Below are 12,806 nucleotides of genomic sequence, written 5' to 3'. Positions count from 1 at the left end.
CCTCCCGTCCCGCAGGACGTCTGTCCGCACGCGCTGGCCGACACTTCACGCGCCCTGTCACGCGTGACGTGTCGCTCAGCGCGTGAGGACGCCCACGGCCGCCGCGGCCGCGGCGCCCGCTCAGGCGCCGGCTCAGGCGCCGTCGAAGACCAGCGTCATCTCGGCGAGGTCGTCCTCGGACGGCTCCCACGCCGTCCCGGCCTCGGCGTTCTGCCGGATCTGCTCCGGCTTCGTCGCCCCCGCGATGACGCTCGACAGCCCGGGCTGCGCCAGCAACCACGCGAAGGTCGCCTGCAGCATCGTGACGCCGCGCTCGTCGCAGAACCGCTGGAACTCCTCGAGGATCTCCCACGGCGCGTCCTGCAACAGCTGCGGCTTCGCCGTGGTGAGCCGCCCGTCCGACGGCCCGCCGGCCTTCGTGTACTTCCCCGTCAGCAGGCCGTTGTACAGCGGGAAGTACGGCAGGAACCCGAGCGCGTACGCACGGACGGCCGGCAGCACCTCGTCCTCGACGCCCCGGGCGAGCGGGCTGTACTCGTTCTGCGCGGACACGAACGCCGTGGTGCCGGCGATGGAGGCGGTGAGCTCGGCCTCGGCGATCTGCCACCCGGCGAAGTTCGAGTGGCCGATGTAGCGGATCTTGCCCTCGCGGACGAGGTCGTCGAGCACGGACAGCGTCTCCTCGATCGAGGTCACGTCGTCCGGGCCGTGCATCTGGTAGAGGTCGATCCAGTCCGTCCCGAGGCGCTTGAGCGACGACTCGACCGCCAGCCGCACGTACCGCCGGGAGCCCCGCACGCCCCAGTCCGGCCCGTTCACCCCCTGCATGTCCATGCCGAACTTCGTGGCGAGGACGATCTCGTCGCGACGTCCCGCGATGGACCTGCCGAGGAGTTCCTCGGACAGCCCGCGCCGGCCGCCGTAGACGTCCGCGGTGTCGAACAGGGTGACGCCGGCGTCGAGGGCCGCGTGGACGACGGCGTCCGTGCCCTCCTGCGTCTCGGTCAGCGTGCCGGGTCGGCCGAAGTTGTTGCAGCCGATGCCGACGGTGGAGACGACGAGCCCCGACGGCCCGAGTGGACGGTGTTCGATTCCGGTCATGCCCCGACCGTACCGGCGACCCCGGAACTGGGGCTGCGCCAGCCGCACGGGTTGCCGTTAGAACTGACGATGGATCAGCCTACGGAGGGAGCACCGCAGTGGCATCGCATCGCATGCCGGACGAGGACCGGCCGCGTCGCGCCGTCCCCGACTGGGTCACGGCTCCCCCCGAGGGCGCGGCAGACGGCCTGGAGGCGCGCCCCGCCCCCGTCGCGCCCGCCCCCGCTCCGGAGACGGCCGGCCCCGGCAGCACGCTCCCCGCACCGCCCGCCACACCGGCACTCGTCGACGACGACATCGTGGTGCCCGACTTCCCGCCGGAGGAGAACCTCCTGCCCCCGGCTCCGACCTCGCCCGCGGTGCACACGGTCCCGTTCGACACGGCCTCGGTCGGCCCCGCCCCGGTCTCGCCGATCGACGCCGTCGGTGCCGTCGGTGCCGTCGGTGCCGCGTCCGTCACGCCGGGGGCCGCACCCGCTCCCGCCGCGCCGGTCGTCCCGGCGGGCCCCAGCGTCCCGGTCGTCGGTCAGCCCCGGTTCTCCGTGCCGGGCCTTGAGCACGTCGTCGTCGAGGGGTCGGAACCGGCTCCCTCGGGACCGATCGGGTACCGCACCCCGGCCCGGTTCGCCCACCAGCGCCCCGCCGCTCCGGCCGCCGTGGCTCCGGCGTCCGCCGCTCCGGCTGCGGCTCCGGCCTTCGACGCCGTCATCGCACCGCCGGCGCCCGGGGGCCCGGGCTCGACACCGGCTCCGCGTGCGGAGGCACTGCCGCCGACCGAAGCGCTCCCCCTGATCGACCTGCCGACCCGCGGCTCGGACACGGGACGCGGCCGGTCGACGAGCCCACGAACGCCGAAGGGCACGAAGCCCTCGATGGGCACGAAGGCCCCGAAGGCCGCGAGGCCCGCCCGGCCGTCGCGCACGAGGAAGCCGACCGCGAGGACCGCGACCGACGCACCCCCGGCGGTGGACGCGACCACCCCGGCTGCCGCGACGGTGCGTGGCAGGGGCGGGCCGCGCCTCCAGGCCGCCGGGACGACGCAGCGGGTGGGGACGACTCCCGGGGCCGTCCTCGGCGCCCTCGCCGGACTCGCCACCCTCGGACTCGGCGCATGGTGGTTCACCGCCCCCGCGACGGTGCACGGTGTCGGGCTGGTGCTCGGCGTGCTCGCGCTCCTGCTCTCGATCGTGACGCTGCGGCGGCCCGAGGCGACGTGGCAGCGGCCGCTCGCGCTCCTCGGTGCCGTGCTCGGCGGGGTCGGGACGCTCGTGCTGCTGTGGGCCGTGGCCTCGGCGGTGCTGCCGCTCGTCGGCGTGACCCTGCCGGACCTCACCGGGACGGGGACGGTCCCGACGCTCGCGCCGTAGCGCGCCGCGCTGCGCGCCGCGCTGCCCGCGCTGCGCGCCCCGCGCCCCGCGCGTTTCGTGAGCAGAAATGGTCGGGTGTGCGCCACCGACCCGACCATTCCTGCTCACGAAACGACCACGCGCCGCCCCGGTCACACCGCGCGGACCACCCCGCGGGACAGGATCGCGTTCGTCAGGGCGTCGATCGGTTCCCGCTGCACCGTCGGGTTCGCGATGAGCACGTAGTCGACCGCCGGGAGGTCCGGCAACGCCAACCGCTGCGACACCTTCACGAGGTCCGCCGGGATGAGCGAGTGCGGGAACACCGCGACCCCGATCCCCGCGCGGACGGCCGCGAGCACCCCGTTCACGTCGCGCGTGTTGCAGGTGATCCGCCACGTGCGTCCGGCGGACTCGAGCGCGTCGATCGCCATCTGTCGACTGATGCTCGGCGCCTGGTACGCGATGAGCGGCACGGGCTCCCCGGGCTCCAGCGCGATGCCGTCCTGCGCCATCCAGACCATCTGGTCGGTCGCGACACGGGTGCCCTCGGCGGACTCCCCCGCGGTCTGCTTGATGAACACGAGGTCGAGCTGCCCCGCGTGCACCCGGCGGAGCAGCGGTGAGGACTGGTTCACCGTCAGCTCGAGGTTCACCTGCGGGTGCAGCCGTCGGAAGTCCCGCAGGATCCGGGGCAACTGCGTGATCGCGAGGTCGTCGGCCGCCCCGAACCGGAGCCGCCCGCGGGTCGCGGCTCCCGAGAAGTACGCGTCGGCGGTGGCGTGCGCCGCGAGGATCGTCCGCGCGAACCCGGCCATCGCGTCCCCGTTGTCGGTGAGCGCCACGCCCCGGGTGTCCCGCGCCACGAGGGTCCGGGAGACGGCCGTCTCGAGCCGCCGCACGTGCTGCGACACCGTGGGCTGGCTGATGCCGAGCCGGGCGCCGGCCTGGGTGAAGCTCCCGGTCTCGGCGACCGCGAGGAACGTCTGCAGCAGAACCGGATCCAGCACCGGACACCCTTCGTCGTGACGACCCCATTCGACTTCGCAATGGAGTGATAGCCACCATAGGGGTATCGAATGGGCCGCGCGCAGTTAGTTTCGAGTGGGTACAGTCCCGCCTGCTCCACCTCGACCTCCGGAGACCCCCACTCGTGAGTGCGTCATCGACGACCCTCCCCCCGCCCACCGAACCGCTGCCGATCCAGGCCACCAGACCGCCGTGGCGCCACACCCTCATCGCCCTGTCGGTGCCGAACTTCCGGCTCTTCACCGCCACGAACCTCGTCGCGATGACCGCCGGCTGGATGCAGCGCATCGCGCAGGACTGGCTCGTCCTGCAGCTCACCGGGTCGGTCGCGCAGGTCGGCATCACGGTCGCGTGCCAGTTCGCGCCGATGCTGTTGTTCGGGCTCCTCGGCGGAGTGCTCGTCGACCGGTTCTCCAAGCGCGCGCTGATGATGATCACGCAGGGCTCGTTCGCCGTGCTGTCGGCACTGCTCGCCGTCCTGACACTGTCCGGGGTGGTGCAGGCGTGGCACATCTGGGCGATCGCGTTCGTCGTCGGGATGGTCACCGTCATCGACAACCCCGCGCGCCAGGTGTTCGTCACCGAGATCGTCGGCCACGAGCACCTGCGCAACGCCATCAGCGTGAACTCGTCGGTCTTCCAGCTCGGCGGCATGATCGGCCCGGCCCTCTCCGGAGCGCTGCTCGTCGCGGTCGGCGCCGGGTGGTCGTTCGGCGTCAACGCGATCGCCTGCGTCGCCGTGGTGGTGACGCTCGGGTTCCTGAAGGTCTCGGAGCTCCACCGCACACCCCCGGCACCACGCGGGAAGGGGCAGCTCGTCGAGGGCCTCCGCTACGCCGTCCGGAAGCCGACCATCATCGTGCCGGTCATCCTCGTGGCGTTCTTCTCGGTCTTCGCGCTGACGATGCCGGTGCTGCTGTCGGCCTTCGCGTCCGAGGTGTACGACGTCGGCGCTGGTGGCTACGGCGTGTTCAACTCCGCCGTCGCGATCGGCGCGCTGGCCGGCGCACTGCTCTCGACGCGGCGCGCCACCGTCCGGCTCCGCACCATCGTCGGCGGGGTGTTCTGGACGGGGATCCTGCTCGTGGTCTCCGGCTCGATCCCGGTCATCGCGCCGTTCACCGTCGCGCTCGTCGCCGTCGGGATGTCGCAGCTGCTCTTCCAGACCGCGTCGAACTCGCTCGTGCAGCTGTCCTCGAACGTGGCGATCCGCGGCCGGGTGATGTCGCTCTACGTCCTCGTGCTGCTCGGAGGGCAGGCGATCGGCGGCCCCCTCATGGGCCAGGTGGTCGACCACTTCGGGGCCCACGTCGGGATGGTCGTCGCCGGAGGCGTGCCGGCCGCGGCCGCGGCCGTCGTCGGGCTCGTGCTCGCCCGCCGCGGCGGGCTCCACCTGGCGGTGCGGATGCGGCACCACATGCCGGTGCCGTCGATCGTGGGGCACCGCTGACGCGTCGGACGGGAGGCGCGGTGCGGGCGGGCGCCGCGCCTCCCGTCCGACGCGTGGTCGCGCTGGGCGCGCGCGCGCGCTCGCTGCTGCCGTCGTCGGCGCGGGCGCGTCGCTGCTGCCGTCGTCGGCGCGTGCGAGTCGCTGCGCCGCTGCGCTGCCGCGTGGCGTCGAACCACGAAACCGACGTGGAACCAAGCGCGCCGCCTGGTTCCATGTCGGTTTCGAGGTTCCGCACCGAGCGCACGCTGCGCGCCCGCACGCACACCGCCGCGCGCCGCGCGCGCCGCGCCGCGCCGCGCCGCGCCGCACAAGCAAAGTCACCCGGAACCGCGCGATGGCGCAGTTCCGGGTGACTTCCGTTGTGCGGAGGCGAACCGAACCGCCTAGTAGGCGACCCCGAAGCGCGCCTGGTGGTGCGCCGGCGAAGCGATCTCGTCGACGAAGGCGATCGCGAAGTCCTCGCCGGAGATGTCCGAGTTGCCGTCGGCGTCGGTGAGCAGGACGTCGTCGGTGGTGCGGTAGGTGCCACGACGCTCGCCGGGGTTGTAGCCGCCGAAGGCAGCCGCCGGGCTCACGTAGAACCAGTCGACGTCGGTGTCCGACGCGCGGAGAGTCTCGAGGACCTGACCGTGGCTCTTCGCCTCGCCCTTGAACGCGTCGGGGAACTCGGCCGTGTCGTACAGCGCCGGGCCACCCTCGGCGACGAGCAGCGAACCGGCTCCGCCGACGATGCCGAGGCGCGCACCGGCAGCAGCGGCTGCGTCGACGAACGGCTGGAACGCGTCCTTCAGCTCGCTGCCGTCCGCCTGCACCGCGTGGAGCGCGACGACGATGACGTCCGCACCCTTCGTGACCTCGGCGACGAAGTCGGTGTCGAAGGCGTCACCCTGCGCGAGGGTGAGCCCCTCGGCCGGCTCGAGCTTCGAGGTGTCGCGGGCGACGGCGGTGACGGCGATGCCGCGGGAGAGGGCCTCGCGGGTGATGGCGGAGCCGGCGTAGCCGGTGCCACCGAAGACGACGATGCTGGTCATGGAGCAGTCCTTTCGTGGAACGTTGACACTCACCGTACAAGCGTTACTCTCTTTGAGTAAGTAGGCACCTCACGGTGCGTAACGGAGGTCGTCGTGTCAGCACTCGAGTACAGCCCCTACGCCGCCGAGTGTCCCTCGCGACAGCTGCTCGACCGCATCGGCGACCGGTGGAGCGTCCTGACGATCGGCACCCTCGCCGACGGTCCGGCACGCTACTCGGCGATCGCCACCCGCGTGCAGGGCGTCTCGCAGAAGATGCTCACGCAGACGCTCCGAGCGCTCGAGCGCGACGGACTCGTCACCCGCACGGTCTTCCCCGAGATCCCGCCGCACGTCGAGTACGAGCTGACCGATCGCGGCCGGTCCCTGCGCGAGGTGCTGAAGCCGCTCGAGGACTGGGCGACCTCGCACATGGACGACGTCGCGGTCTCCCGCGAGCAGTACGACACCCGCCCTCGCTGAGCGCCCCCGGAATCCCCGCGCGACCGCCGTGGTTGCCTGGGGACATGCGATCAGTCGTCTACTCGAAGCCCGGTGACTCGTCCGTCCTGACCCTCGAGGAGCGTCCGCTCCCGGATCCCGGTCCCGGCGAGGTGCGTGTCCGTGTCGTCGTCTCTGGTGTCAACCCGACCGACTGGAAGGCCCGCGCCGGCGGCACCTACGGCGACGGCCTGCCGTTCCCCGAGATCACGCCGAACCAGGACGGCGCCGGAGTCGTGGACGCGGTCGGCGAGGGTGTCGACGGACTGTCCGTCGGTGACCACGTCTGGCTGTACATGGCGGCTGCGAGTCGCCCGACCGGCACCGCCCAGGAGTACACCGTCGTGCCCGCCGCCCGTGCCGTCCCGCTGCCGGAGGGCACGAGCTTCGACGTCGGCGCCTCGCTCGGGGTCCCGGCGATGACCGCGCACCGTGCCCTCACGACGCACGAGCACGGTCCGGACCGGCTCGCTCCGGGAGCCCTCGACGGCAAGACGGTGCTCGTCGCCGGCGGTGCGGGAGCCGTCGGACACGCGGCGATCCAGCTCGCACGCTGGGCCGGTGCGACCGTGGTCACCACCATCAGCTCGGACGCGAAGGCCGCGCTCGCCACCGCCGCCGGGGCGCACCACACGGTGAACTACCGCGACGAGGACGCCGCCGCGCGGATCCGCGAGATCGCCCCCGACGGTGTCGACATCGTCGTCGAGGTCTCGATCCCGCAGAACGCCGGGCTCGTCGCCGAGGTCCTGGCGAACCACGGCGTCGTGTCGATCTACGCGAACAACGGGGGCGACGAAGCCACCCTGCCGATCCGCCCGAACATGAGCGTCAACGCCCGCTACCAGTTCCTGCTGCTGTACACGATCGGCGACGAGGCCCTCGCGGCAGCGGCCGAGGACGTCACCGCGGCACTGCGCGACGGTGTGCTCCCCGTCGGCGAGGACGCGGGCCTACCGCTCGTGCGGTTCGCCCTGGAGGACACCGCGGCAGCGCACGACGCCGTCGAGCAGGACACCGTCGGCAAGGTGCTGATCGACGTCAGCGCGGAGTGACGAAGCGCTGCGTCCGCCCGGGTCGGGTGGACGCAGCGCTCCGGTCGTCGGCGCCGCGGGGCTGGTTCAGCGGGCGAGCGCAGCGGCGAGGCGTGCCTCGAAACGGCGGCGGGCAGCGACCCGCTCCCGCTCGATGTTGGCGGCGATGACCTCGAGGTCTTCGTAGTCGGCGTCGGTCGTGTCGTCGGTCCAGTTCGGGGTGTACACCCGGGACCGACCGAAGGGCTTCGGTTCGGGGGTCACGATGGTCATGTGGGGATGGTACGTCGAGCGTCCGACAAATCGTGTGCGCATCACGGGCCTTTCCTGCGGTTGCGGTCGCGGTCCGGGAACGGGGTCGCGAGCGAGAACGCGATGGCCATGAACGAGGCCATCAGCGCGACGTACTTGGCGTCGAGGTCGGTGAACGCGTCCGGCGCCGGCGAGTCCACGGTGAGCATGCCGAACGAGTACTCCTCCGACCGGATCACGACCGAGACGTACGAGCGGTAGCGCGGTTCGAACCCCGGCAGGTCCTCGTCGGCGTCGACGTCGGTGGCACGGTCGCCGACCACCCGCGGGCCGCCGCCGACCAGCACCCAGTCGAGGTTGCGGTCGCCGTACGGGGTCCCCGCCCGGAACACGCCGGCGGTGTCCTCCGCACCCCCGTGCCCGATGGGTTCGAGGCCCCGCAGGTCCTCCGACAGCTGGTAGACGTTCGCACGGACGTCGGGCACACCGGGGAGCAGGTAGAACGCGAGGGCCACGGCGACCCGGTCCGCGAACGCCGGCAACTCCTGCCGGCGGTCCCGGCGGCGCAGCTCGGCGAACCGGGCGAGCCGCGTGGCGAGCTGCCCGAACGCGTACCGGACGGCCGTCCCCTGCTCGAGCTCGGTCGACCGCGCCACCGCCGCCGCAGCCGTGACCGACGCCTCGGCCCGTCGAGCGCGCACGACCTGCACGACCACCGCGGCCGCCAGCACGACCAGCCCGAACACGACGAGCGAGACCTTCACCCCCGGAGCCACGACGAGGTTCGGCAGCTGGAAGGCAGCGGTCGGCGCCGTCGCGACCACGATCGGCCAGACGACCGCTCCGGCCCGGCGTCGCCCACGACCCGTCGTGGCCTGGTCCCCTGTCATGTCGACGACGCTAGGACACCCCACCGACGCTGACGGAGTTGTCCACAGGGTGACGTTGTTGTCCCCTGCAACGCGGACTTGACCCCCGAACAGGGGGCGAGCACGATCGGGCCATGAAGCAGCGAACGAACCTCAGAGGCCTCGCCCTCGCCGGAGCCGCCGCAGCAGCCGCGGCCATGACCCTGCTCGGCGGTGGCCTCGGCGCGACCGCAGCGAGCGCCGCCACCGTCTCACCGCAGGTCATCGGCGGCGAGCAGGCACCGAGCACCCCGTGGGAGGTGCAGCTCGTCTTCCAGCAGGGCGGCACCGGCACGTACGGGTGCACCGGCGAACAGCTCAACGCCTCGTGGGTGCTCACCGCCGAGCACTGCGTCGACGGCACCACGGCGATGAACGTCTACCACTCGAACAGCACGACGAACCGGGGCGCGGCGACCGCGGCGGACCGGCTCTACTCCGCGCCGTCCGGGGACATCGCGCTCGTGCACCTCAGCACGCCGAAGGCCCTCTCCTCGTACGCCCAGCTCGACCTCGGGTACACCACGAAGAGCTCCGGCACCGGCACGATCCTCGGCTACGGCAACCGTGCGAACAGCGTGCCGACGACCGGGCTCTACCAGGCGACCGTCAACCTCACGGGGAGCTCGACGGACGCGTACGGCGGACGCGCGCAGCACGTCACCGGCGTGACCGGCGCCTCGAACCACGGCGACTCCGGCGGCGCGCTCGTCGTGAACGGCAAGGTCGTCGGCGTCTGCTCGACCGGCGACGTCGCCGACCCCGGCGCGAACACCCACGCCGGTTCGAACTACGCCGTCCTCACCCAGTCCGCCAGCTGGATCCGCTCGACCGCGGGCGTCTGACCCAGCGCACCCACCACGGGTCGGGAGGCGCGGTGCGGGCCCGCACCGCGCCTCCCGTCCTCCCGTGCGCACGACCGGTGCCGCGCTCGGTCGCTCTCCACAGGTCGCGTTGCGCGCCCCTGCGCGTCGTCTGCACCTGGTAAGCAAGACGCATGACCGACGTCTCCACGCCTGCGCCCGGAACCAGAGCACTCGTCCTCGGCGGTGGTGGCGTCGCCGGCATCGCCTGGGAACTCGGGGTGCTGTCCGCCCTGCAGGACGCCGGGGTGGACCTCGACGCCGCGGACCTCGTCGTCGGGTCCAGCGCCGGCAGCGTCGTCGGCACCTTCGTCCGCTACGGCGCGGTGCAGCAGGCGTACGACCAGCAGCACGCAGCCGTCCCGACGACCTACGAGGAGCCCGTCCCGATCGACGGCGAGGACTTCCAGCAGCGCATCGGCGCCGTGCTCGACGGAGCGTCGTCCGACCAGGACGCCCGTGCCCGACTGGGCCTCCTCGCCCAGCGCACCACCGACGGGCAGACCGACGACGAGCGCACGGCCACCTTCGCCGAGACCCTCCCGTCGACGGAGTGGCCGGCGAAGCCGCTCGCCCTCACCGCGATCGACGCGACCGACGGCACCTTCCGCGTGCTCACCGCGGCCGACGCCGTGCCGCTCCCCCGCGCCGTCGCCGCGAGCTGCTCGGTGCCGCTCGTCTGGTCACCGGTCGGGATCGAGGGCCGCCCCTACGTCGACGGGGGCATGCGCTCCGCCACGAACGCGGACGTCGCCGCCGGGTACGAACGCGTCCTCGTGATCGCGTGCGGTCCCGAGGGGCCGTCGCCGCTCGGGCCGTGGCTCGACGTCGCGGTCGAGGGGCTCCGGGCGGCCGGTAGCTCGGTCGAGGTCGTCGTCGCGGACAGCACCTCGCAGCAGGCCTTCGGCACGAACTCGCTCTCGCTGTCGACTCAGGCACCCGCCGCCGATGCCGGACGGACGCAGGGCGCTGCCGTGGCCGAGGGCATCGCCGCGTTCTGGGCGTGAGTTCTCCACAGACCGCCGAGTGACCGTGTCGGGTTCCGGGAGCGCCGCTAGCGTGGGTGCATGACGACGCCGTTCTCGGACCTCGACCAGTACACAGCCCTCCCCCGCGTGGACGGGATCGCGGTGAGTCCGGACGGCTCCCGGGTCGCGCTGACCGTCAGCGTGCTCGACGCCGACGGCACGGGCTACCGGCGGTCGGTCTGGGCGGTCCCCGGAACCTCGGACGCTGCGGCCGCTCCGGTGCGCTTGACGCGCTCGGCCAAGGGCGAAGGCGGCGTCTCGTTCACGCGCACCGGTGACCTGCTGTTCGTCTCCGGCCGCCCCGACGGCGACGGCGACAAGGACAGCGACGCCGCACAGCTCTGGGTCCTCCCCGCCGCCGGTGGTGAGGCACGACCGGTCACGAAGCTCGCGGGCGGGGTCGGTGGCGTCCTCGGCACCGCATCGCACACGGACACGGTCGCGGTCACGGCCGGGCTGCTGCCGGGTGCCGGCACGGACCGGACCGGCGTGGTCGCCGCCGACGCCGAGCTGCGCGGACGCCGGAAGGACCGGAAGGTGCAGGCGATCCTGCACGAGACGTACCCGGTCCGGTTCTGGGACCACGACCTCGGCCCCGACGAGACGCACGTGCTGACGCTCGACCTCGGGACGCTGCAGGAGAAGGCGGCCACACCGTCTGCGACCGCCGCCGATGCCTCCGATGACGAGGCCGGGCCGTCCTACCCGGCGCACCTCCCCACACTGACCGACCTGACGCCCGCCCCGGGGCGCTCGCTCGAACACGTTGACGGGGTCCTCACGCCGGACGGCTCGGTCGTCGTCGCCACGGTCGGCGTGCAGGAAGCCCGCGGGTCCCGTTCGACGATCGTCGCGTTCGACGTCGCGACGGGCACGCGCACCGTGCTGCTCGACGACCCCGATGTCGACCACGAGATGCCGACGATCAGCCACGACGGCCGGACGCTGGCGTGGGTCCGGACCGAGCGGTTCACACCCCGCGGTGCGACCGAGCAGGAGATCTGGGTCGCCCGGTTCGACGGGTCCGCGCTGTCCGACGCGAGGCGGATCGCGGTCGAGTGGGACCGCTGGCCGAACGAGCTCGTGTTCGCGCACGACGACGGTGCGCTCCTGGCGACGGCGGACCACGACGGTCGCGCACCGGTGTTCCGGCTCCCGCTCGACGGCGGCGCCGTCGAACAGCTCACCCACGACGACTGGGCGTACTCGAGCCTGCGCGTGGCGGCGGCGAGCGGGACCGTGGTGGCGCTCCGTGCCTCCTGGGCCGCGCCGCTGCACCCCGTCCGGATCGAGGCCGACGGCACCGTGACGACCCTGGCGACACCGGCGCCGCTGCCCGAGGTGCCCGGCCACCTCGAAGAGGTCGAGACGACCGCGGCCGACGGCTCCCGCGTCCGCGGCTGGCTCCTCCTGCCGAACGACGATGCCGGCACCGCCCCGTACCCGCTGCTGCTCTGGATCCACGGTGGTCCGCTCAACTCGTGGAACCAGTGGTCCTGGCGGTGGAACCCGCAGCTCGCGGCGGCCCGCGGGTACGCCGTGCTGCTGCCGGACCCCGCACTGTCGACCGGGTACGGACTCGACTTCATCAACCGCGGCTGGAACGCGTGGGGGCAGGCTCCGTTCACCGACCTCATGGCCATCACCGACGCGGTCGTCGCCCGTGACGACGTCGACGAGACCCGGACGGCCGCGATGGGCGGGTCCTTCGGCGGCTACATGGCGAACTGGGTCGCCGGGCACACCGACCGGTTCCGGGCGATCGTCACGCACGCCAGCCTCTGGGCACTCGACCAGTTCAACGGCACGACGGACATGTCGCAGTACTGGCAGTCGATCTTCGACGAGACCGGTCTGCACGAGAACGACCCTCACCGGTTCGTCGCGGACATCACGTCACCGATGCTCGTGATCCACGGCGACAAGGACTACCGGGTGCCGATCGGCGAGGGGTTGCGTCTCTGGTCGGAGTTGGCGGAGCACCACGCTGCGGACGACGGGACGATGCCGCACCGGTTCCTGTACTTCCCGGACGAGAACCACTGGGTGCTCAAGCCGCAGCACTCGGTGGTCTGGTACGAGACGGTGTTCGCGTTCCTCGAGCAGCACGTGCTCGGGGGCGAGTGGCGGCGGCCGGAGTTGCTCGGGTAGCGGGCGGGCTCCGCGCGGGCGCGCGGGGCGCCGGCGCGCGCGGCACCGGCGCGCGGCGTGTCACACGCGATCCGCGACACGGCACGAGTCGATCGACGCGTGGAATGTCGATCACCGCACCCATCACCCGTGG

At 72.7% G+C, this 12,806-nt stretch carries 12 protein-coding genes; 7 read left to right on the top strand and 5 right to left on the bottom strand.

All coding sequences use genetic code 11. The annotated features are described in order from the left end of the window. Positions 1-132 precede the first annotated feature (132 nt). The gene (locus tag ACIPKM_RS12070; protein ID WP_070418616.1) at positions 133-1,101 is read right to left on the bottom strand and encodes an aldo/keto reductase; all 969 of its coding nucleotides are present in this window, start codon (positions 1,099-1,101) and stop codon (positions 133-135) included. A gap of 98 nt (positions 1,102-1,199) precedes the next feature. On the opposite strand from ACIPKM_RS12070, the gene ACIPKM_RS12065 reads away from it, so the two are divergent. Next, complete coding sequence (locus tag ACIPKM_RS12065; protein WP_402736806.1) at positions 1,200-2,468, top strand: hypothetical protein; 1,269 nt, start codon at positions 1,200-1,202, stop codon at positions 2,466-2,468. A gap of 131 nt (positions 2,469-2,599) precedes the next feature. Here ACIPKM_RS12065 and ACIPKM_RS12060 read toward each other — a convergent pair whose 3' ends face one another. After that, positions 2,600-3,457 (bottom strand): LysR substrate-binding domain-containing protein, encoded by an 858-nt coding sequence (locus tag ACIPKM_RS12060; protein WP_070418614.1) that lies wholly within the window; start codon positions 3,455-3,457, stop codon positions 2,600-2,602. Positions 3,458-3,600: 143 nt separating this feature from the next. Between ACIPKM_RS12060 and ACIPKM_RS12055 the strand changes: the two genes are divergently transcribed. Continuing rightward, positions 3,601-4,926, top strand: coding sequence for an MFS transporter (locus ACIPKM_RS12055; protein WP_083403507.1), 1,326 nt, complete (start codon positions 3,601-3,603; stop codon positions 4,924-4,926). Between the two features lie 383 nt (positions 4,927-5,309). Here ACIPKM_RS12055 and ACIPKM_RS12050 read toward each other — a convergent pair whose 3' ends face one another. Then, a complete protein-coding gene (locus tag ACIPKM_RS12050) occupies positions 5,310-5,957 on the bottom strand; it encodes an NAD(P)-dependent oxidoreductase (protein ID WP_261646243.1) in 648 nt (215 codons plus the stop codon). A 93-nt stretch (positions 5,958-6,050) separates the two neighbouring features. On the opposite strand from ACIPKM_RS12050, the gene ACIPKM_RS12045 reads away from it, so the two are divergent. Further along, complete coding sequence (locus ACIPKM_RS12045; RefSeq protein WP_070418612.1) at positions 6,051-6,419, top strand: helix-turn-helix domain-containing protein; 369 nt, start codon at positions 6,051-6,053, stop codon at positions 6,417-6,419. Positions 6,420-6,463: 44 nt separating this feature from the next. After that, positions 6,464-7,492 carry an NADPH:quinone reductase gene (locus tag ACIPKM_RS12040; RefSeq protein WP_261646244.1) on the top strand — a complete coding sequence of 343 codons (1,029 nt, stop codon included), beginning with the start codon at positions 6,464-6,466 and terminating at the stop codon, positions 7,490-7,492. A 66-nt stretch (positions 7,493-7,558) separates the two neighbouring features. Here ACIPKM_RS12040 and ACIPKM_RS12035 read toward each other — a convergent pair whose 3' ends face one another. Together ACIPKM_RS12035 and ACIPKM_RS12030 are read right to left on the bottom strand one after the other, a co-directional pair. Continuing rightward, the gene (locus ACIPKM_RS12035) at positions 7,559-7,744 is read right to left on the bottom strand and encodes a hypothetical protein (RefSeq protein ID WP_022907754.1); all 186 of its coding nucleotides are present in this window, start codon (positions 7,742-7,744) and stop codon (positions 7,559-7,561) included. Between the two features lie 41 nt (positions 7,745-7,785). Then, positions 7,786-8,613, bottom strand: a complete 828-nt coding sequence (locus ACIPKM_RS12030) for a GAF domain-containing protein (RefSeq protein WP_071301843.1) — start codon at positions 8,611-8,613, stop codon at positions 7,786-7,788. A gap of 113 nt (positions 8,614-8,726) precedes the next feature. Here ACIPKM_RS12030 and ACIPKM_RS12025 point away from each other — a divergent pair, with 113 nt between their 5' ends. The 3 genes from ACIPKM_RS12025 to ACIPKM_RS12015 all read left to right on the top strand — a co-directional run bounded on the left by ACIPKM_RS12025 (position 8,727) and on the right by ACIPKM_RS12015 (position 12,673). Next, complete coding sequence (locus tag ACIPKM_RS12025) at positions 8,727-9,476, top strand: trypsin-like serine protease (RefSeq protein ID WP_071301842.1); 750 nt, start codon at positions 8,727-8,729, stop codon at positions 9,474-9,476. A gap of 152 nt (positions 9,477-9,628) precedes the next feature. Then, positions 9,629-10,501: a patatin-like phospholipase family protein gene (locus ACIPKM_RS12020; protein WP_071301841.1), complete on the top strand. Its 873-nt coding sequence runs from the start codon at positions 9,629-9,631 to the stop codon at positions 10,499-10,501. A gap of 60 nt (positions 10,502-10,561) precedes the next feature. Further along, the gene (locus ACIPKM_RS12015; protein ID WP_261646245.1) at positions 10,562-12,673 is read left to right on the top strand and encodes an alpha/beta fold hydrolase; all 2,112 of its coding nucleotides are present in this window, start codon (positions 10,562-10,564) and stop codon (positions 12,671-12,673) included. Positions 12,674-12,806: the final 133 nt, after the last annotated feature.

Origin of the sequence: Curtobacterium sp. NPDC086286 (genome assembly GCF_044746255.1) — a bacterium.
Taxonomy (GTDB): domain Bacteria; phylum Actinomycetota; class Actinomycetes; order Actinomycetales; family Microbacteriaceae; genus Curtobacterium.
Note: the sequence above shows the minus strand (reverse complement) of the source record. Positions and strands in the feature narration are given on the sequence as shown.